General features: G+C 48.9%; 18 protein-coding genes and 1 tRNA gene. 13 read left to right on the forward strand and 6 right to left on the reverse strand.

Annotated features, from left to right (window positions below):
- Positions 1-38: 38 nt before the first annotated feature.
- Together ACI955_RS00075 and greB are read right to left on the reverse strand one after the other, a co-directional pair.
- Positions 39-1,325, reverse strand: a complete 1,287-nt coding sequence (locus tag ACI955_RS00075; protein ID WP_415241699.1) for an alpha/beta hydrolase fold domain-containing protein — start codon at positions 1,323-1,325, stop codon at positions 39-41.
- A gap of 173 nt (positions 1,326-1,498) precedes the next feature.
- The gene (gene greB, locus ACI955_RS00080; RefSeq protein ID WP_415241700.1) at positions 1,499-1,999 is read right to left on the reverse strand and encodes a transcription elongation factor GreB; all 501 of its coding nucleotides are present in this window, start codon (positions 1,997-1,999) and stop codon (positions 1,499-1,501) included.
- A 78-nt stretch (positions 2,000-2,077) separates the two neighbouring features.
- On the opposite strand from greB, the gene ACI955_RS00085 reads away from it, so the two are divergent.
- The 10 genes from ACI955_RS00085 to ACI955_RS00130 all read left to right on the forward strand — a co-directional run bounded on the left by ACI955_RS00085 (position 2,078) and on the right by ACI955_RS00130 (position 13,867).
- Positions 2,078-2,908 (forward strand): M23 family metallopeptidase, encoded by an 831-nt coding sequence (locus ACI955_RS00085; RefSeq protein ID WP_415241701.1) that lies wholly within the window; start codon positions 2,078-2,080, stop codon positions 2,906-2,908.
- An 88-nt stretch (positions 2,909-2,996) separates the two neighbouring features.
- The gene (locus ACI955_RS00090) at positions 2,997-3,182 is read left to right on the forward strand and encodes a Trm112 family protein (RefSeq protein ID WP_415241702.1); all 186 of its coding nucleotides are present in this window, start codon (positions 2,997-2,999) and stop codon (positions 3,180-3,182) included.
- Positions 3,183-3,365: 183 nt separating this feature from the next.
- Positions 3,366-5,990: an alanine--tRNA ligase gene (alaS, locus tag ACI955_RS00095; protein WP_415241703.1), complete on the forward strand. Its 2,625-nt coding sequence runs from the start codon at positions 3,366-3,368 to the stop codon at positions 5,988-5,990.
- 111 nt (positions 5,991-6,101) lie between these two features.
- Positions 6,102-7,331 (forward strand): aspartate kinase, encoded by a 1,230-nt coding sequence (locus ACI955_RS00100; RefSeq protein WP_415241704.1) that lies wholly within the window; start codon positions 6,102-6,104, stop codon positions 7,329-7,331.
- Positions 7,332-7,408: 77 nt separating this feature from the next.
- Positions 7,409-7,588: a carbon storage regulator CsrA gene (gene csrA / locus ACI955_RS00105; protein ID WP_269617968.1), complete on the forward strand. Its 180-nt coding sequence runs from the start codon at positions 7,409-7,411 to the stop codon at positions 7,586-7,588.
- A 145-nt stretch (positions 7,589-7,733) separates the two neighbouring features.
- A tRNA-Ser gene (locus ACI955_RS00110) sits at positions 7,734-7,825 on the forward strand.
- A 428-nt stretch (positions 7,826-8,253) separates the two neighbouring features.
- On the forward strand, positions 8,254-8,550 hold the full coding sequence (locus tag ACI955_RS00115; RefSeq protein ID WP_415241705.1) for a helix-turn-helix domain-containing protein: 297 nt from the start codon (positions 8,254-8,256) through the stop codon (positions 8,548-8,550).
- A gap of 627 nt (positions 8,551-9,177) precedes the next feature.
- A complete protein-coding gene (locus ACI955_RS00120) occupies positions 9,178-10,338 on the forward strand; it encodes an efflux RND transporter periplasmic adaptor subunit (RefSeq protein WP_415241706.1) in 1,161 nt (386 codons plus the stop codon).
- A 75-nt stretch (positions 10,339-10,413) separates the two neighbouring features.
- The gene (locus tag ACI955_RS00125; protein ID WP_415241707.1) at positions 10,414-13,518 is read left to right on the forward strand and encodes an efflux RND transporter permease subunit; all 3,105 of its coding nucleotides are present in this window, start codon (positions 10,414-10,416) and stop codon (positions 13,516-13,518) included.
- Between the two features lie 67 nt (positions 13,519-13,585).
- A complete protein-coding gene (locus tag ACI955_RS00130) occupies positions 13,586-13,867 on the forward strand; it encodes a pyrimidine/purine nucleoside phosphorylase (protein WP_415241708.1) in 282 nt (93 codons plus the stop codon).
- 210 nt (positions 13,868-14,077) lie between these two features.
- Here the strand turns inward: ACI955_RS00130 and ACI955_RS00135 are convergent, their stop codons facing one another.
- Positions 14,078-15,388, reverse strand: coding sequence for a flavohemoglobin expression-modulating QEGLA motif protein (locus ACI955_RS00135; protein WP_415241709.1), 1,311 nt, complete (start codon positions 15,386-15,388; stop codon positions 14,078-14,080).
- A 10-nt stretch (positions 15,389-15,398) separates the two neighbouring features.
- Positions 15,399-16,508 (reverse strand): GNAT family N-acetyltransferase/peptidase C39 family protein, encoded by a 1,110-nt coding sequence (locus tag ACI955_RS00140; RefSeq protein ID WP_415241710.1) that lies wholly within the window; start codon positions 16,506-16,508, stop codon positions 15,399-15,401.
- 242 nt (positions 16,509-16,750) lie between these two features.
- Between ACI955_RS00140 and ACI955_RS00145 the strand changes: the two genes are divergently transcribed.
- The 3 genes from ACI955_RS00145 to ACI955_RS00155 all read left to right on the forward strand — a co-directional run bounded on the left by ACI955_RS00145 (position 16,751) and on the right by ACI955_RS00155 (position 19,011).
- Complete coding sequence (locus ACI955_RS00145; protein WP_415241711.1) at positions 16,751-18,217, forward strand: RimK family protein; 1,467 nt, start codon at positions 16,751-16,753, stop codon at positions 18,215-18,217.
- A gap of 157 nt (positions 18,218-18,374) precedes the next feature.
- Positions 18,375-18,545 carry a hypothetical protein gene (locus ACI955_RS00150; protein WP_415241712.1) on the forward strand — a complete coding sequence of 57 codons (171 nt, stop codon included), beginning with the start codon at positions 18,375-18,377 and terminating at the stop codon, positions 18,543-18,545.
- A 205-nt stretch (positions 18,546-18,750) separates the two neighbouring features.
- On the forward strand, positions 18,751-19,011 hold the full coding sequence (locus tag ACI955_RS00155; protein WP_415241713.1) for a hypothetical protein: 261 nt from the start codon (positions 18,751-18,753) through the stop codon (positions 19,009-19,011).
- Between the two features lie 196 nt (positions 19,012-19,207).
- On the opposite strand, the gene ACI955_RS00160 is transcribed toward ACI955_RS00155, so the two are convergent.
- Together ACI955_RS00160 and ACI955_RS00165 are read right to left on the reverse strand one after the other, a co-directional pair.
- Positions 19,208-19,729, reverse strand: coding sequence for a fasciclin domain-containing protein (locus ACI955_RS00160; RefSeq protein ID WP_415241714.1), 522 nt, complete (start codon positions 19,727-19,729; stop codon positions 19,208-19,210).
- Positions 19,730-20,047: 318 nt separating this feature from the next.
- Positions 20,048-21,127, reverse strand: coding sequence for a DUF3080 family protein (locus ACI955_RS00165; RefSeq protein ID WP_415241715.1), 1,080 nt, complete (start codon positions 21,125-21,127; stop codon positions 20,048-20,050).
- Between the last annotated feature and the right edge of the window lie 22 nt (positions 21,128-21,149).

Here is a 21,149-nt window from a genome sequence, read left to right on the forward strand (position 1 = left end):
AAAAGGGGAGCGATGCTCCCCTTTTTTTTAGCCATTCCTCACTCTGCCACTTCTTCGGTTTCAGCCGGGTCTGCTGTACTAGTTGTTGCTAGGTCGCGGGCTAAATGGCGACGGTAAAGCTCGTTTAAATAAACGGTGAGGTGGTTGACGACAATTTGGGTCCGCAGTGACACCGGAATGTCGAAGGCGTGCTGGGCGTCAGGCAATTCAGCGTAGCTAACTGCCTGAGTGGAAACTTCTTGCAATGCCTTAAATAGAACACGTGACTCTTCTGCCGGGACTAGCGTATCGGCTTCGCCGTGAATTATTAGAAACGGTGGGGCATTCTCGTTCACCCAATACAGTGGCGAAGCTTGCCGCCACAATTCTGGAGATTCAGCGCGGGTTTTTTTAAGGACCTTGGCTGATATCCACTGGGTTAGTGACTCGCTACTGCGCTGACCTTGGCTGTTGAGGAAGTCGTAAACGCCATAGAAGGGTATGCAGCCTTGCACGGTGGTGTCAGCTGTTTCAAAGCCTGGCTGAAACTCCGGAGCGTTGGCACTCAAGGCCAGCAAACTCGATAAGTGACCGCCAGCCGAACCGCCTGTGGCGATCACAAAATCGGGGTTGCCGCCATATTCGGCGATGTGCTCTTTGATCCAGTGGAGTGCGCGTTTACAGTCAATAATATGATCGGGGAAGGTTGAGCCGGGACTAAGGCGATATTCAACCGCCACGCACACCCAGCCGTTGGCTGCCATTTGGGTCATAAGAGGCAGGGCTTGCTCGTTCTTACTACCCATTTTTTCTAACCACGCGCCGCCATGCATTTGAAATAGCACGGGGGCATTTTTCGGCGTGTCGGCTCGGCGATAGATATCTACCCGCAGCGAGCGGCCATTAATACGCGCGTATTCAATGTTTTTTTGGCACGTCACATTGGCTAATTTGTAGGCGAAGGGTTTGGCCAGGCGCGTGATGTTCGCGTCTATCAGCAGTGAGCTGCTGGTATTGAGGGTTTGTTCTGGCGTTAATTGCAGCGCGTAGCGAACAGCTTGACTCATGATGGGGTCGGCGCGCTGGGCTCTAAAATAGAATACGGCAATTGCCGTCCAGCTAACGATAGCAATGGCGAGACCTAGAGCATCGCTAATACCGCTAAGCTCGCCAAGCATAATAATGATCAGGGTTAAACCGACTTCTAAGGCGATGATGTGCAGGGCGAGCTCGCCGGTAATAACGCCAAAGATAAAACTGAAAACGCTCAGTAATTCTGGCGCTGATTTATGGGGGTGATAGACATTCCATGCTGTCCAAGCCCAGATTAGTGATAACAACAACATAGGGAATTCTCGTGAAGAGGTGCTGGTGAATTATTATGTCGCCATCATAGGACATGTGTATAACGATCTCTACAGCGCAGAGCGCAGCTGTTGGCTTGATCTCCCGCCGACAGGTTCTAATTGCTGGCCGGTTGATCTTTATTAGCTATGTTATTAATGGCATTGACGAAGGCTTAGTTATTATAGCGAATGGCGACAACATAATATGTTTGAGGGCCCTTTGGGGTTGTGACAATGACCTCGTCGTCTAGTTGCTTACCTAGCAATGCTTTGGCGAGAGGTGAGTCCATTGATAATTTGCGCTGGGTTAAGTCAAATTCATCGGGGCCGACGATGCGGTATTCATATTCTTCACTGTCGTCGTTTTCTAACGTCACCCAGGCGCCAAAATAGACCTTGCTGTGGTCGCTAGGGGTATGTGACACCACAGTAAGCTCCTCTAAGCGTTTGGTGAGGAAGCGAACGCGACCGTCAATTTCGCGAAGCCGGCGTTTGCCATATATGTAATCGCCGTTCTCAGAGCGATCGCCGTTCTTTGCAGCTTCGTGTACGGTGGCGGTGACTTGTGGTCGCTCGACTTTCCAAAGCTGACGGACTTCGTCGCGCAAGGTCTTTTCACCCTCCGGGGTGATGTAGCAGGAGCCCTTGGGGCGTGGCGGACGGTAACGAGTCATTATAGTGGTATCAAATAGTGATTTAAGGAATTATAGCGCGCTAGTTTAGCGCAGCGGTGGCGCTTAGAGGATAACGTAATGATGAAAAAGTGGTGTGTAGCAAGTCTGACCTTACTCGCCTTGGTGCCGATGTCCTATGGCGACCTAGATTTACAGGGCAGCTTGAAGCAGGGCGGCTTGATCTGGTCCACTTTAGAGCCCGGTAGCAGCGCGGAATTGGATGGCAAGGTCTTGCCCATTGCAGATAATGGCCTATTGGTGGCAGGGTTTGGTCGTGATGCTAAATCGACAGCGATGTTAAAGGTTTGCAGCCCAGCGGGAGAGTGCGTAGAGCGAAATTTGACGATTGCCCAGCGCAGTTATGATGTTCAGCGTGTTAACGGCGTGCCTCAAGAAACCGTGACGCCGCCCACCAGTGTGCTAGAGCGAATTAGGCGTGAAGCTGCTTTGGTAGGCAAGGCTCGCAGTCAATTCTCCGCCAGACAGGATTTTGTTAAAAAATTTAAATGGCCGCTACTTGGACCAATCACGGGTGTATTCGGCAGTCAGCGTGTCTATAATGGCAGCCCCGGCCGACCGCACTATGGGTTAGATATTGCCGCACCTACGGGAACGCGAGTATCGGCGCCTATCGATGGGGTTGTTACCCTAGCTTATCCAGATATGTTTTATTCTGGCGGCACCTTGATTATTGATCATGGTTTGGGTGTGTCTTCGACTTTTATTCATCTCAGTCGAATTTTGGTTGAGGAGGGGCAGCTGGTGATGCAGGGTGATCCGATTGCCGAGGTTGGGGCAACGGGGCGTGCAACGGGGCCGCATTTAGACTGGCGTATCAATTGGGCCGATCAACGTCTCGATCCTGCCTTAGTGATGGGCCCCATGCCTGAAAAGCCACTGTCTGAGTAGAGATTTATCAGAACCTTGGCAGTGCTTACTAAATAATCGGCACTATAGTGATGCTGAAAAACCACGAATATTGAGTGCGTAAAAACTAATGATAGACAAGAAACTTCTAGAAATTCTGGTATGCCCTGTTAGCAAGGCGCCCTTAAACTATGACGAGCAGCGCAATGAGTTAGTGTGTCGTGCCAGTGGCCTTGCTTATCCTATCCGCGACGGCATCCCAGTGATGCTGGAATCAGCGGCTCGGGTGCTAACAACCGATGAAAAACTTGGCTAGCATTCATATTTTGCCAATGTAGATGGATGGCGTGGCGCGTCTGCGCCTGCCGTCTGAGTCAGATACAAATACCCGCAATTTCGATATACTTGAGGTTTTTTCGCCGCAGCTTGGCCTGTGGTGAGAGGTCGGTACGTCAATATTATCGGCTACCTAAAATGCCCACGGAGTGAGAAAGTTCCAATGAAAAGCGCCACCATTCGCGATGCATTTATTCGATATTTTGAAGGTCGAGGACATACCCAAGTTGCCAGTAGTTCGCTGGTGCCGGGTAATGACCCCACTTTGTTGTTTACCAATGCGGGGATGGTGCAATTTAAAGATGCTTTTCTGGGCCGCGAGAAACGTAACTACGTTCGAGCTGTCAGCTCGCAGCGCTGCGTGCGCGCCGGCGGTAAACACAATGACTTAGAAAACGTAGGCTACACCGCCCGACACCACACCTTTTTTGAAATGCTCGGTAATTTTAGTTTTGGCGACTACTTCAAGCGCGACGCTATTAGCTATGCTTGGGAGTTTTTAACATCGCCTGAGTGGATGGCCATTCCTGCTGAAAAACTCTGGGTAACGGTGTACGCCGCCGACGACGAGGCCTACCAGATTTGGACCCAAGAGATGGGTGTTCCCGCTGAGCGCATGGTGCGTATTGGGGACAATAAGGGCGAAAAATACGCGTCAGATAACTTTTGGTCGATGGGCGATACCGGTCCTTGTGGGCCCTGTACCGAAATTTTTTACGACCACGGCGCCGACGTATTTGGCGGTCCACCGGGAAGTCCAGATGAAGATGGCGACCGTTACATCGAAATTTGGAATAATGTGTTTATGCAGTTTAACCGCGACGCTGATGGCACCATGACGCCATTGCCAGCGCCCTCGGTAGATACCGGTATGGGGTTGGAACGTATCTCTGCGGTGATGCAGCATGTGCACAGTAATTACGAAATTGACCTATTCCAAAACTTAATTGCAGCGACTGCCAGCGTTCTTAATGTTGGCGATCTTGAGCACACTTCCTTGCGTGTTATTGCTGATCATATTCGCTCCTGCGCATTCTTGGTTTCAGACGGGGTGATGCCATCTAATGAAGGTCGCGGTTATGTTTTGCGTCGAATCATTCGCCGCGCTGCTCGCCACGGCAACAAGCTCGGCGCAACTACTGCGTTTTTTCACAAATTGGTGGCACCGCTCGCCGCAGAAATGGGTGAGGCCTACCCAGAATTACTTATTCGGCAGGCACAAATCGAAAAAGTTTTGCTTCAAGAAGAAGAGCAGTTTGCTAAAACTCTTGAGCAGGGTATGAAAATTCTCGAACAAGATTTGCAAGATTTGAGCGCTAGTCAAATTCCTGGAGACACCGTTTTCCGACTGTACGACACCTACGGTTTTCCCGTCGACCTCACTGCTGATATTGCCCGAGAAAAAGGCTTAAGTATCGATCTGGATGGTTTTGAGACTGCGATGGAAGCGCAGCGCACACGTGCCCGTTCAGCGTCTAATTTTAAAGTGGATTTAAGTGATGAGCTGGCGCTAGAGGGTGAGACCGCGTTTTGTGGTTATCAGAGTCTGGTTGAAGAGGGCGCCTCAGTCACTGCTATATTACGCGATGGTCAGCGCGTGAGTTCCCTAAAAGAAGGCGACGCCGGCATCATTATTTTAGAGCGCACACCCTTCTACGGTGAGTCTGGTGGTCAGGCTGGCGACACCGGGTATTTAAGTGCCGAAGGGATGCGTTTTGAAGTGCGCGAGACCCATAAATCTGGTGGCCATCATTTACATCATGGCGTGGTATTGAGTGGTGTTATCAGTGAAGGCGAGAAACTACGCGGCGATGTTGATAGCCAGCTTCGCCAGGCAACGGCTCTAAATCATTCGGCCACACATTTATTACACGCCGCGCTGCGTCAGGTTTTGGGTGAGCATGTAGGTCAGAAGGGCTCGCTCGTCGATTCGCAGCGATTGCGGTTTGATTTCTCTCATTTTGAATCAGTGACCAAGCAGGAACTGGCAGAAATTGAAGGCTTGGTGAATCAGCAGATTCGTCTCAATACCCCCGTCCAAACTGAAGTTACGGATATGGAAAGCGCCGGCAAGCGCGGCGCCATGATGTTATTCGGTGAAAAATACGGTGATAGCGTGCGGGTACTTAGCATGGGGGGAGATTTTTCTATTGAGCTTTGTGGCGGCACCCATGTTGAGCGCACCGGCGATATCGGTCTAATGCGTATTAGTGCGGAATCGGGCATTGCCGCAGGCGTTCGTCGTATTGAAGCGGTCACCGGTGCGTTAGCATTGGCGGCTTTTGACAGCGCTGAAAATGAATTGAGTAATTTGGCTGGCTTGCTGAAGACTGGTCGCGAAACAATCGCAGACAAAGTTCAGCAGTTGCTTGTTCAGCAGAAACAGCTGGAGAGGGAGCTAGGGGCCTTAAAGGGTAAACTGGCAAGTTCAGCGGGCAATGATCTGATGAGCCAAGTAGAGGAGATTAACGGTATTAAGGTCTTGGTGACCAAGCTTGAAGGTGCAGACGCTAAATCCCTACGGGATATTGTTGATCAGCTCAAGAATAAATTGGGTTCTGGGGTTTTGCTACTTGCGGCCGATGAGGGCGACAAGGTGTCCTTGGTTGCGGGTGTGACTAAGGATCTTACGGCTCGTTTTAAGGCCGGCGATATAATGAGATTGGCGGCCCAAGCGGTGGGCGGCAAGGGTGGTGGTCGTCCAGATATGGCCCAAGGTGGTGGTGTCGATAGCTCAGCTATTCCGGCTGCATTGCAGGTGGTTCGGGATTATTGTCTTGGAAAATAATGCAGCGCTACGTAAATCACGTATAGCCGACACTGAGTTATTTCCTTTAAATTTGTTCTGGTGTTTAATGAGCGCCCTCTTTGGCGGGTGTTTATTAAGTAGAAGTGAATCATGAGTCTGATAGTTCAAAAATTTGGGGGGACCTCGGTAGGTACCGTCGAGCGTATAAAAGCCGTTGCCAAAAAGGTGGCGGGTTTTCGTGAACAAGGCCACGATATTGTCGTTGTAGTGTCGGCCATGAGCGGTGAAACCAACCGCCTGATTGATATGGCGAAAGCCATGCAGTCGCAGCCAACACCGCGCGAACTGGATGTGCTGGTGTCTACCGGTGAGCAGGTGACCATCTCCCTGCTGTGCATGGCCTTACATGATCTAGGTCAGGGCGCTAAGTCGTATACCGGCTCTCAAGTGCGGATATTAACTGATGAGGCCCATACCAAGGCGAGAATCAGGGAGATTGATGACGCCAAGATCAGAGCCGACTTAACGGCTGGCAATATAGTTGTGGTTGCCGGCTTTCAGGGCGTAGATGAGAACGGTAATATTACAACACTTGGCCGTGGTGGTTCAGATACCACCGGTGTGGCTTTAGCTGCGGCCTTAAAAGCAGATGAATGTCAGATTTATACTGACGTGGATGGGGTGTACACCACCGATCCACGGGTGGTGAGTAAGGCGCGTAGATTGGATCGCATTACCTTTGAAGAAATGCTAGAAATGGCTAGCTTGGGATCAAAGGTACTGCAAATTCGCGCAGTGGAATTTGCTGGCAAGTACAATGTACCCCTGCGGGTGTTACATGCTTTTCAGGACGGCCCCGGCACATTGATCAGCTTAGAGGAACAATCGGATATGGAAAACCCGGCAATTTCCGGTATTGCGTTTACCCGCGACGAAGCGAAAATTACAGTGTTAGGGGTGCCAGATACCCCAGGCTTGGCATATCAGATACTCGGGCCTGTCAGCGACGCTAACGTCGAAGTCGATGTAATTGTTCAAAACGTAGCAGAAGACAACACCACCGACCTCACCTTTACGGTAAGTCGAGGGGACATGGCAAAGACTGAAGCCATTGTGCGCAAGCTGGTGAAACAAACAGGAGCGCGAGAAGTCAAAACAGATGACAAAATCGCCAAGGTGTCTTTGGTCGGCGTAGGAATGCGCTCCCATGCTGGTATAGCCAGCAAGATGTTTAAAACTCTGGCGGAAGAGTCAATCAACATCCAGTTGATCACAACATCGGAAATTAAAATTTCGGTGGTGATTGATGAGAAGTATTTGGAGCTAGCCGTTCGTTCGCTGCATGCAGCGTTTGATTTGGATTTGGAGCCGTGTATTTAATTTAAAACCCTACTTACTCTGCCGCAGAAGGATTGGCGCCAGAGGCTAGGGTTAGGCTCTTACAAGGAGATGCCATAATGTTAATTTTAACTCGTCGTATTGGTGAGACTTTAATGGTCGGTGATGAAGTGACTGTCACTGTACTTGGAGTGAAAGGTAACCAAGTACGATTAGGTGTGAATGCGCCTAAAGATATCGCGGTTCATCGTGAAGAAATTTACGAACGTATTCAAACAGAGAAAGACGGCAACAAGTAATATACGGAAAATACGCTCTAGGTCTTTGCTTATTATCTCAGTGTGGTATCATGCCGCCCGATTCGTTGATCAGGGCTATGTGCTGATTAACGTTGCACTTTTTGCTTGAGTTCCTAGTGGGAAAAGCGAAACAGTGAGATATTCCGGAGAGGTGGCCGAGTGGCTGAAGGCGCTCCCCTGCTAAGGGAGTATGCGGTTAATCCTGCATCGAGGGTTCGAATCCCTCCTTCTCCGCCATTACAAATAAAAAAGGCTCCAGTCGAAAGACTGGGGCCTTTTTTATTAGTCTGTTGTGAGCGGAGCTTAGGTAGAACCCTTTGGTTCGACCAATTGCAGCGCAATTGGAACAAGCCACGCCAGTGGTGCAGCCCGAAGGGTCAAAGCAGCCCTGTGGCTGTTTTGATTAATCCCTCCTTCTCCGCCATTATTGAAAAAACCCGCTGATACAGCGGGTTTTTTTTCGTCTGGAGTTTGTGGTTAAGCGTATTTTTTAGTAAATGCCACTCAACTGGTGAATTGAGTACTTGCTGTGCAGAGCCCGCCAGCTAGGGGTAATCAATTTACCATTCGGCAATCAAGGGCGTATGAACTTTTTCTCATCCAGTGGGAACATTGATGACGGGGCGTAAATCCATGAATTTCCCTGCCATGCGCTTATTGATTAAGTGCAAGATTTACTGCACTGCGAAGTACCTAACTACGGGCGTAGCATTGAAGAGCTTGCAGGTGCCTTGCTTATGTCGGTGAGTAGCCTTAAGCGAAAGCTCGCACAGCTTGACAGTAATTTCCAACATATTAAAAATTCCGAGCGCTTTAATCGAGCTATCCAATTGCTAGATGATGAGCGCATGACGCTGGATAATATTGCCGATACCCTAGGCTATAATAACTCCAGTAATTTCAGCGTGGTCTTCAAGGGTTGGACAGGCTATTCCACCACACAGTACCTCAACAAAAAATAATCGGGATAATAGGCGCTATTCATGGCCCCATTCTTTTAGCTTCTGTCGATGAATTCAAAAAATATAACAACGGCCGCGTGCATATTGGCTTCGTTCAGGGAACGCTCTTGATGTCGGTTTAGTGATAAATGATGTCCGATGTCATTATGCAGCGCTGCTCTTGGACGAAAGTCTTGTTGCTAGTATAACGGGGGTATTTCATTTCAGGACGTAGCTGCCTACTTCTCTTAAGACTGATATAATAGTTAATGTTCTAAAGACCGTAATCGCGATATTACGGTCTTTTTTATTTTCCCCCGGTGTTGGCACCTAACTGGCAACGTTGCTTTCATTTTAGTGACGATTTAGGAGGCTATATTTTTTTCTACATAACGTTTTCCGTTTTCTTTGCTGTGGTATAAGTATTCAGTCCGCGGTTCGCAGTGATGATGTATTAACGATTGTAGGCCCTTAAAATACATAGGCGATACTCGACCTTTGATCGTGACAATGCTACTTTTCAGCCAGTCATAGAACGCCTAAGTTCACGTTTTTATTCATTTTTAGATTAATAGGGCTGACATAGACGCAATGTTGAGCATAGCGTTAGTTTCATAATTTAATCTTCGAGTTCCATAGGGAAGTATCATGAGCAGACGGATGTTGATAATGCTGTTGCTTAGCACGGCCTTGTTTGGCGGCGTGTTTGGCATGAAGTGGTTTGGCAACCAGAAAATGAATGAGTTTTTGAATGCGATGCCAACGCCAGCGGTGACGGTGGCGAGTACTAAGGCAGAAGCGATGATTTGGGACAATCGTCTTGAATCTGTCGGTAGCTTGGTGGCCGTTAACGGCGCTGACCTAACGGCTGAAGTGGACGGCGTTGTTACTGCAATTTATTTCGACTCAGGCGATACCGTAAAGCGCGGTGAGTTACTATTAAGCATGGCCTCCGCTAGTGAGCAAGGTGAGTTAAAGCGATTGGAGGCTCAGGCGAAGCTAACAGAGCTGAATCGCAGACGAAGCCAACAGCTATTCGACCGCAAAACAATCTCAAAGTCTGAATACGATACCGCTGTCGCTGAAACCAATGTTGCGCTGGCGGCGGTGCAGGCTCAACAAGGTCGTTTGCAACAGAAATCCGTGAAAGCGCCTTTCGACGGTAAATTAGGTCTTCGCCGTGTCAATGTGGGTCAGTATCTTGGGGTTGGGGTAGCTATTGTGACCTTGCAAAAACTTGATCCTATTGATGTTGATTTCAGTATACCGGAGCGGTATTTGTCGATTTTGGAAGCCGATCTCAAAGTGTCGGTGACAGTCGATGCCTTCGGTGACGAGGTCTATGACGGTATTGTACTGGCGGTTGAGCCCAAGGTTGATCCGCAAACCCGCAATGTTGATGTGCGAGCACGCTTGGTAAATCCAGGTGGTCATTTGAAGCCGGGCTTATTCGCGAGCGTTGTTATTAATTTGCCAACAAGCGATGCGGTGGTGGTGATTCCGCATTCGGCGGTTAACTATACCTCCTATGGTGACTCAGTATTTGTAGTCCAGAATAACCCTGACGCAGGGCCACCGCCAGACTCGTCGACCCCGAAAGTCGGTGCCCGCACGAGTCTGGAAGTGATTCAGCGTTTTGTTACCTTGGGAGATACCAGAGGTGACTATATTGCTGTCAGTAAAGGCTTGAATGCCGGTGATGAACTAGCCAGCACTGGATTGCTTAAGCTGCGCAATAAGCAGCCAGTTATTATCGATAATAGCAACGCGCCAATGCCGGAACTAAATCCAAATCCCCCTCAGGGATGATAGTAATAGTCAATGTGGTGTATAAGGCACCACAGCGATCCGGCAACCATTCGCGAGATTTAGCTGAGAGAAGCGATGAATTTCACTGATATTTTTATAAGGCGGCCGGTTCTAGCCGTTGTCGTTAGTTTAATTATTTTGTTCTTGGGTTTGCGTGCGGGCATGGATTTGACCGTGCGCGAGTATCCAGAATTACAAAATGTCCAAATAACCGTTTCAGTGGCGTATCCAGGCGCAGACCCCCATTTAGTTGAAGGTTTTGTAACGACGCCCTTGGAGCGTGAAATTGCCTCTGCCGACGGTATCGATTTCTTAACGTCGCAATCTGCTCAGGGTAGTTCAACTATCACTGCAAACTTGCGGTTAGATAAAAATGCCAATGAAGCACTAACCGAAATATCGGCAAAAGTAGGTAAGCTTCGCAATCAATTACCAGAGGGATCGGAAGATCCTATTATTCAACTCGCGGATAGCAGCGGCACTGCGGCGATGTATATTTCATTTTCCTCAGACATCCTTAATGAGAGTCAGATTACCGACTATTTGGGGCGGGTTGTCGAGCCGGAAATTGCTGCCATTGCCGGTATTGAACAGGTAATAATCCTCGGTGCCCAAAACTACGCAATGCGGGTGTGGCTAAAGCCAGAAAAGCTGGTGGCATACAATTTAACTGCTAGTGAGGTATTTAATGAAATACGTAAGCAGAATGTCCTATCGGCTGTCGGTGTAACTAACGGTAATTATGTAAAAGTTGGTTTGTCAGCAGCAACAGGCCTGCAAAACGCCGAGCAATTTCGCCAAATGGTGGTGAGTTCAAACGACGATACTTTGGTGCGTCTGCAGGATGTTGCCAATGTTATTTTAGGCTCAGAAACTTACGGTAGCAGCGCTAAGTGGGATGGTAAGCCCAGCCTGTTTGTAGGCTTAACTGTGCGCCAGAATGCGAATTTACTGGACGTAATGAGCGAGGTGAGGGCTGTTCTTCCGGCTATATTTAAAGCGCTACCAGAAGGGCTTGAGGGGGCAATCGGCTTTGATAGTACGGTCTATGTTAGCAGTGCAATAAGTGATGTAAGAGCAACTTTGGTCGAAGCAGTTGTTATCGTTATTGTGGTGATATTTTTATTTCTTGGTTCAGTGCGCAGTTCATTAATCCCTGCGGTCACGGTTCCGCTATCATTGATCGGCGCCCTATTCCTAATGTACAGCATGGGCTTTTCGATAAACCTGCTGACACTGTTGGCGATGGTTTTGGCTATTGGTATGGTGGTTGATGACGCCATTATCGTTTTAGAAAATATCCATCGCCACATCGAAGAAGGCTTGGAGCCTGAAAAGGCGGCGTTGATTGGTGCGCGCGAGTTGGTTGGCCCAGTTATTTCGATGACGATCACCCTAGTTGCCGTTTATGCTCCTATTGGTTTTTTGACCGGAATAACCGGCACGCTATTTACTGAGTTTGCCTTTACCTTAGCTGGCGCGGTATTGATATCAGGCGTGATTGCGCTGACCTTAACACCAATGATGTGTGCGAAAATTTTAAAACCGTCGCAAGGTGAGGCGTCGAGTAGTCGGCTAGTACATTTCCTTGATCAAAAATTTGAGCGTTTGCGGCAGGTATATCGCCAGAATTTACACGGCGCTTTAAATCAGCGTCATGTGATTGGGATTTTTGGACTGATTGTTTTTATTTCCTGTTATTTTTTGTTTGTTGCTATCCCGTCGGAATTGGCTCCTGCAGAAGACTTCGGTTATGCAGGATCTTTGCACGAAACTGATGGTTATTCATCGCCGGAGTATTTCGAGCAGTATTTTCAACAGAGTCAAGAGATGGCCTTGGCCAATGAGTCTATTGAGCACATTTTCGCGTTTACTATTAATCAGGGCGGCGGGACAAATACCGCATTCTTGGGGATGATAGCGAAGGGTTGGGATGATCGAGAAAAAATCATGGGGCAGATTACTAACGAGGTAAATGCCGAATTCCAAAAAATTGCTGGAATTAGAGCGGCGATATTTCAACCGCCACCGTTGCCAACGCCCGGCCAGGGCTACCCCATTGAGTTTGTACTGAAATCGACAGCCGACCCGCAAACAATTGCCGATGTTGGCAATAGAGTGGTGGCGAGAGCGCTGGCGAGCAATCGCTTCTTTTTTGCGGCGCCAGGTTTGAATATTGATCGACCAGAGGCGGTCATTGATATTAATCGCGACAAAGCGGCTCTGCTCGATATTGATATGAGTGCATTAAGTTCAGATTTGGCCTCATTGATGGCTGGTGCTGAAGTGAATCGATTTGAACTTCAGGGCCGGTCTTACAAAGTCATTACCAAAGTTGTTAGGGATGCTAGGTTAAACCCAGATCAATTAGGTGATTTTTATGTGCGCACCGGGAGCGGAGATTTAGTGCCGCTGTCAACTATTGCAACGATTAGTAAAAAAGTTACACCGCGGTTTTTATCGCATGCTCAGCAGTTGCGCTCCAATACCATTGTTGCGGTGCCGCGGCCGGATGTTTCGCAGGGCGAAGCTTTAGCCTTACTCGAGGATATTGCTCGTGAAGAAATGCCGGTGGGTTTTAAAATCGATTACGCTGGCAGTTCGCGGCAGTTTAAGCAGGAGGGCTCTGCACTGCTGGCGACCTTTGGCTTTGCATTAATTATTATCTATTTGGTCTTGGCGGCGCAGTTTGAATCTTATCGTGATCCGCTGATTATTTTAGTTACTGTGCCCATGTCTATCTGCGGTGCCTTATTAGCGCTGAATATTTTTTCGATGACCAATGGTATGCAGATCACCAGTTTTTCTGGCATGACCTTGAATATCTACACTCAGGTTGGCTTGGTGACCTTAATTGGGGTTATTTCTAAGCACGGTATATTGATTGTGGATTTTGCAAATATTATGCAGGAGCAGGGCATGTCTAAGCGCGATGCTATTGAAGAAGCTGCCTCGATTCGCCTGCGCCCGATTTTGATGACAACCGCTGCTTTGGTCGTGGCTATGGTGCCATTATTGATCGCGACAGGCCCTGGCGCGGCATCACGCTTCTCCCTTGGTATGGTTATCGCATCCGGCATGAGTATAGGCACGCTATTTACCTTGTTTGTGGTGCCGGCAATGTATATGTATCTTGGCCGAGATCATCAAGGGCGACTGCCGCAGCCACAGAATGGTTAAGGGCGCTGGTGTACCTTGTAACGGCCAAGTATGATGGCGCGGATTTTTATACCTTTAGGAAACGTTTATGATTAAGCACAGTAGTTATTTTGATGAAAAGGTCCAGTCGCTAGGGTTCGCGACAGACACCAATCCCGCCTCTGTTGGGGTGATGTCAGCGGGTGAGTATCGTTTTGGGACAGAAGCGGCAGAGCGTATGGAAGTTATAAGCGGCGCCTTGACTGTGCTCTTGCCGGGTCAAACTGAATGGCAGACGTTTGCAGCGAGCCAAGGATTTGATGTGCCAGCTAACAGTCATTTTGATTTGCAGGTTGCGGTTAATAGTGCCTATCTTTGTATTTACGGCTGATAAAAACTGGCCTAATAAGCGCGCTTCCTCAGTGCGCTTTGCTCACAATCAGCGAGCAGACGGCTAGATAAACACGTTTACGCGGTAAAATAGTACATTGCAGTTAAATAGAAATTTGTGTTTTTGCACTAAAATGTTAAGTGATATCCCAGTCTGGGGGTCAAAAAATTAAAGACAAAGCCGATTCCGGTCGCCTTTGTCTTTATTGCGTTAGGCTATGACGATATTTTGCTCGAATAAGTTTTTAAAATGTAGCTGAACCCGCTCTATGTCTAAAAGCGACATACCGCTAGAAAAACCAAACCACACATATAGGCCATTTAGATCGCGGAACATCGGCGGTAAATAGCGTGGTGCTTTTATTAAACCAGCCTGTTGATATTGATGGAGCACAGGAATGTCGTCTAGAGCGACCTTACCCACAAACAGCATGGGTAGAAGTTCTGGCTTGTCTGCTAAAATAGCACTGCGGATAAAGTTTACGGTTTCAACAAATCCCTTTACATAAGAAAGATCTTTGGTAAAACAACTGCCACCCTCCACCATGCCGCCGCGAAAAACACGCTGAGCAATTTTATAGCTGTCGTGCTGACTTAAGTCTTGGGCTAAAAAGTGTCGGTAGACATCTAAAAAATCCGCGCCATTTTCAGCCATATCAATGGCCACGACACGGTCGCTTATCCGCCGTGCGCGTTCAGGAAAGGAACTGAAGGTTAGGGTTTCAATCAATACCGCTAGACCTTCTTGAAGGGCAGTGATTCTAGGCGAACCTACACTCAGCCAAGTCGCCCAAGGTTGGTTGCGGCCGTTTAGGGTGGTACCAACGTGAACCCATCCCTCGTGGACTTCTAATACCTGCAAGTCGAGACTGGAAAACGATGAGTGGGTATTAACCTTGATGCAATCGCCTCCCGCGGAAGCGTCGGAGACGATACCGTCAGTTTCTCTCACCGTAAAGGCACTCTCGGCAAAATAAGGCTTTAGACGTTGCTGTAATTGTTCGACGGCGGCTTCGGCGCTTATATTTTTCGGGTAGGCTGCCGCCAGATGTTTAGCCGCCGGCAATGAGAAAATATGGCAAAGGCGCTGACCCATTTCGATCAGGGTGAGGTTGTCGCCTCGTAAATGATCTCGGGCTGAACCGTAGAGGTCTCTGCTGGCTTTCAAAAATTCAGGCTTGCCACGGTTTTCGACCAATTTAATCACAGTGAGATACTGCTCGATCGTTTCGGCCAGTATATTGCCGAGGGGGTCATTTTTGCCCAGGCGTTGCTCAACTTGCCGGTGTAATTTAGAGAGCTCGGCGCTTTTAGCGGCAGGGTCAAAATTGAGAGGATTGCGTAGATAATAGTCGCGATCAACGGCGGGCAATTTTTCTGCCTTATCGCGGAAAAACTGCTGCTCTATGGATTGCGGCCATTTAATAGCATCAAGAATAAGAATGGGTTTTTGAATAGCAATTAGCGACTCGGAAAGCTGCTTGAGAGACTCTTGATATTGAAGATTTAGTTTATCACTCATATGCAGCAATCTACTCTGAATTTTGCGTGTGGATGGCCAGCAGGCAGCGCAGGCGGTTACGTCCGAAGCTTGCCATATTAATGAAGGCATTGATGCTGATCGGGACATGCATAAAGTCAGTTTCACTCTGCCAGCGGCTGTCGTTAGTGTCGGGGTCGCTAATATACACAAAGTGTTGGTCTGACTTGCTGACGTACACCCAGTGCGGAGCCCGGTTGCGGTTGAGGGCCCACGTACTGATAAGGGCAATAACATGATCGTGACGATCCAGAATCTCGCGAAACTGTCCCGGCCCTAGAGCGTTAATCTCTGCACTGCCGGGGTAGTCTTGAAGTTGCTCGCTAAAATCTTGATGTACAACGTCGATAACTTGGCGTTTTTCTTCGCTGCGTACGCTATCAATAAACGGTGTGCCGCTGCGGTTTATATATAAGCGCGCCGCAAAACCACGCCTTAGGGCGGCGAGGGTGAGTCCTTGGGGTGAGCAGCCACCATGCCCCGTGGTCATGAATATTGTTGTAGCTTCTCGCCATATTTGCAGTTCTTCGCGACGGCTAATCGGGTATTTTTCGTCTATATTGCGCATCGCCATCATCAGCGCTGCCGGTCCGCAGGTGAATTCGGTGGTTTGCCGATAATAGATCGGCGGTTCAGTAATCAGCGAGCCTCTTTGGGCATGCAGTCGTTTTTCAAAACGGAGGGCGGTGCAGCCATCTTCGTAATAGTCTTTAATATGATCGAAGGACAAATAGCCTAATTTTTCGTAAAGCGCGATAGCAGTTGGGTTGTCTACGCGGACTTCTAGCCGCATAAATAGGCAGTCGCGTTGGCGAGCCTGAGCTTCTGCGTGGGCAATGAGTTCTTGGGCGAGCCCTCTGCCGCGAAAGTCGGGATCCAAAGCTACTGAATATAATCTGGCCAGACTGGTGCCGGTTCGGAACAACACAATGCTGTAGCCACATGGAATGTTGTTATTCAGTATGATGGAGCTTGAATGGGCGCCGGGTTTGATTAAGCTATTAAAACTTCTTCGCGAGAGTTTGTCGCCGCTAAAACAGCGCTGTTCTATGGCTTCTAGGGTATCTAGATCGTTCTTGAGAGCGGCGCGAATGAGGTTCATCAGACGGCAACGCAAGGCTGGGCAATACGCTTGCCATTGGTAGTGATAAAAATCACGAATGTCGTCGCTGCGATGTTGCCGCCGTCGCTTGATGATGCTGAATGCATGGTCCTAATACCCCCCGCTAAAGCATGGATCATACTGCGCAATATTTACTGTGCACAATCACAAATAGCATATTGTTAACGGTATAAATTGGCCGCAGAATGCCGGTTATTGTTTGCCCCCTTAGGATTTGACTGATGTCGCGTTTTTTTGTTGTGGTTGATGATCTAAAAGATTGGTCACCTTACTATCCGTCGCAGGATGTAGTTACCTTTGACGACTATCTTGAACGGGTAACGCAGAGCAGTGGCGAGCGGGTACGAGTGATTAATCTGTGCCGAAGTTATCGATATTTAGGCACCGGTTACTATTGCTCGCTATTGGCAGAGGCTCGCAGCCACAATGTGCTGCCGTCAGTGAATACCCTTAGCGAGCTGGGCCGTAAATCCCTGTCAGATATTTTGTTAGAAGGCGTTGAGCCATTATTGGCTAAATTAGCTGCTGCTGAACCTGGTGACAGCGTTAGTATCAGAAGCTGGTTTGGAGAGTGCTTGGCACCGGAATACGCAGCCATTGTAAAGGCGGTGTTCGAGCGCTTCCCGTCGCCACTCATTGAAATCACCCTAGAATATAAACACCGCTGGCAGATTAAAAAGCTGCAAATGATAGCGCTCAAATCCCTGAAGCTCGGCGGTGAGCAAGAGGCGTTTGCCGCAACGTTTGAACGTTTCAGTAGCAAGATGTGGCGCAAGCCGAAGGCGAGAAAAAGCTTCCGCTATGATTTGGCCATACTGGTTGATCCCGACGAGAAGTTGCCACCGAGTGACAAGGGTGCACTGCGTAAATTTACCAAGGCGGCTGCAAGCTTAGGTATCTCTGCGGAGCTGATTACTAAGAGGGACTATCTGCGATTGCCAGAATATGACGGCCTATTTATTCGTGAGACCACCTCGGTGGATCACCACACCTATCGGTTCGCAAAAAAAGCGGCCGCAGAAGGTTTGGTTGTGATGGATGATCCGACGTCTATTTTGCGCTGTACCAATAAAATTTATCTCGCCGATTTACTGAGCAGTCATAAAGTAGCGACGCCTCGCACGGAGTTTTTGCGGCGTGATAATCCTGAGGAGCTGCAGCGTATCGCCAACACGTTTGGCTACCCAATTGTCCTCAAGGTGCCCGACGGATCATTTTCTCGCGGTGTGGTGAAGGTGGAGGACTGGGAAAGCTTAGTTACTGAAAGTCGGCGCTTGCTGGATAAATCGGCCCTGCTGCTTGCTCAGGAGTTTATGTATACCGATTACGATTGGCGAATTGGCGTACTCGACGGTAAGCCGCTGTTTGCCTGTCGTTATTATATGGTGCGCAATCATTGGCAGATCTATAAGCACAGTAGTAGTAAAAGCCAGTCTGGCGGCTTTGACACCATGCCAACCTACGAGGTACCAAAGAAGGTCTTAGATGTTGCAGTTAAGGCCTGTAAATTGATAGGTGATGGCTTTTACGGGGTAGACGTTAAGCAGTCTGATAATCGTGTGGTGATCATCGAGGTAAACGACAACCCCAGTATTGATTCTGGAGTGGAAGACCTATTTCTTGGCGACGGACTTTACGAATCGGTTATGGAGGTTTTTTTACGCCGCATGGAAAAACGTCGACGTTGAGATTATTGGCTAGGGACTATCTTCGCTGCCGGGTGATAGTCCGCATTGGCATAGAAGTTCGTCGGCAATAGCGAGGCTGGTGGCTTTTATACTACGCCAACATGGGAGGCACCAAAGAAGGTGTTAGATGTTGCAGTTAAGGCCTGTAAATTGATAGGTGCGGGTAGGACGTTATAGTGTGCTCGCTAAGTCATCTAACATCATTGAATCCAAATCATTTAAGTCGTATCTGAACGCACTCGATAACTGTCATTTTAGTTGCGGTGAATACACGCGGGGTACTATTACGATAGACACCATGTCGGTGGCTGGCCAGATATGGCTTTAACCCTGTATGCAGTCGATGGCCGGGGGCTGGCGGGGGATGACACTGTCCGGAGAGTATCTTGATGAATACACTATTGAGCTGCGGCGCGATGAGCCGGATGCTATACAGTTAGCGTTGGAGTCAGGCAGTATCGTGGAAGAGGTGCTGTACAGTCGCGTGATACGTTCATTGCGCCCAGTCACGGGTCAACCCGATTGGACTGCCGATGGTTGCACTATCGGGGGGCAGGGCTGCATTACTGCAGGATATCATCACCCACCATGAGCATCAGAGATTTCATGAACAGGGTTTAGAACCCATGATTATCGATATCGTTATGCGATGTGATGTCGATATTTTTGATATCCAAGCGTTCTACATTCGTCGTGGCGGACTCGATATTGGCCTGTTTCACCGCACGGACAGCACCCCTCAGCCATTAACTCGACTCAACAGGCAGCAAATAGCTAGGCGGGTTAACGAGTAAATTTTGCGCTGTCGGAAAGTGGCAAGCGTGCCGCACGCCCTGATGGTGACGTGCTCGAGTTGTTGAAGGCTCGAGCACGGGAAGCGTGTATACGATGACGCACGGAGGGTTCGAGTCACTGCCTAATTGCCAACAGTTTTACTCTAAGCACTCTTTGACAGGCTTCGCTTTGGGCGCAGCCTGTGGTTTGGAGGAATTACTCAGAGGGGGGGATCATCACTGTGTCGATAACATGAACTACGCCATTAGAGGCATCAATATCGGTGATGATTACGTTAGCTCCATTGATTGTAACGCCGGCCGCTGTAACGACTATTGCAGCTGTTTGGCCTTGCAGGGTGGTCACTTCGGTGAGCTTTACGACCTCTGCAGCAGTGACATCACCGGCGACTACGTGATAGGTAAGGATGGCAACCAGCTTGTCTTTATTCTCCGGCAAAAGCAGCATCGCTACGGTTCCATCTGGCAGCTTGGCAAACGCCTCGTTAGTTGGAGCAAATACTGTGTAGGGCCCTTCACCAGACAGTGTATCTGCCAAATCAGCAGCCAGAACTGCCGCTACCAGTGTTGAGAAATCGGTATTGCTAGCCGCGACTTCTACGATATTAGGGGTTGTAACAGCTTCTTCCGCTGCATGATGACCGGCATTCACAGCCGCCGCACTCGATAGGAAGCTGAACAATGTAATTGACGTTAAGAATTTTGTGGTAATGTTCATTTCTATAACCTCTAAATTTAGTTTACCTCGGGTGCCACAGTCATTTGTGACGAAAATCTTTACGCTGGCAAGATCTAATTGGACCATCAATCTCGAGTATTGGCCGATTAACGGTAATGACTGGGTAGGAGGGTCCGGAGTAGCTTTTACGGGGTAGGCGTCAAACAGTCTGATAATCGTGTGGTAGTCATTGAGGTAAATGATAACCCTAGTATTGATTCGGTATTGGAAGATCTGTGTCTCGGTGACGGACTAAACGATCCGGTTATGGAGGTTTTTTTTCGCCGCATGGAAAAATATCGACGTTGATCATCCTGGCTAGGGACTATCATTGCTGCCGGGTGATAGTCCGCATTGACTTAGGAGTTCGCCGGCAAGTTTAACGTGGCGCTGATGTGCAACGGTGGCGTTGGCAAGCAGTTTAGTACGCTGGCTATGCCAGTCAAGGTAAGCCAATGGCACTTCAGTCCTCTGCGCGGCCATCGCTGAAAACAACTCGCTTTCAATAGCATCAATATTATTCATCAGACCATATTTATGCTGGTTTATCAGGCTCGCCTGCGGCTGTATAACTCCAATAAAATATTTGCCGAGCACGTTGCGAAATTGCTGTGCCGATGTTGTTGGCGATGGCTTCAAGCAAAGTGCACGCCCCGATATTCGCTGATCAATAAGCTTAGCAGAGGCGCGCAATTCACGGGTATTCAGGTCTTCTGCTTTGAGTAACGATCCGCCACCGCCCATACGTATCTCGCCTAAGGTTGTTAGCACATCGTTGGCGTTGTGCTCCCAGTTTCCGGCGAGCCACTGGTATTGCCAGCGTTGCCAGCGCGCTAGTGCGGCAATACTGGGGTCTTCTCCGTCAGTAGGGTAGTTACGTAAATCTGGTGGCATTTGCCAAAACTCCCGAAACTCATCACCAGCGATTCCGGCAGCAAAGATGCGACCGGGTAGTTCTTGCTGTTTTAGCGCTACGGCGACGCTGAGCTGCGAGGCTAAGCTATCGTTACCTTCTTCTTTAAGTAATTGAATACATTCGCGAGCTTCACCCAAAAAGCGCAAATCAAAAAGTAATTTGGCGCTCTCATCACCGTGTCTGCCGAGGATGCTATTGCGTTCGGCAATGGTGTCTCGCAAGACGCAGCGGCGCATACGTAAGAAATCTAATATATCGATATTACTTGGTGCAAAAGTCATTGCAACTTCGCGGGTGCGCGGGAACTGCAATACATTGTCATCGGGGTCGCGACTGATATCTCGGTCGAGCACTCGACTCAGCCTAGACAGATAATCCTGCCAACTGGACTCTAGCCCACTGGTATCTGAGCAGCCTTGCAGTAGTAATAAACACGTGGCGGCAGCTAGACAGTGTCTAATGATGCCCTTTTGGCTGGTCATAAGGGTGGGCTGGGTTACGCGC

It is taken from the genome of Zhongshania sp. (assembly GCF_047636175.1).
Lineage (GTDB): Bacteria > Pseudomonadota > Gammaproteobacteria > Pseudomonadales > Spongiibacteraceae > Spongiibacter.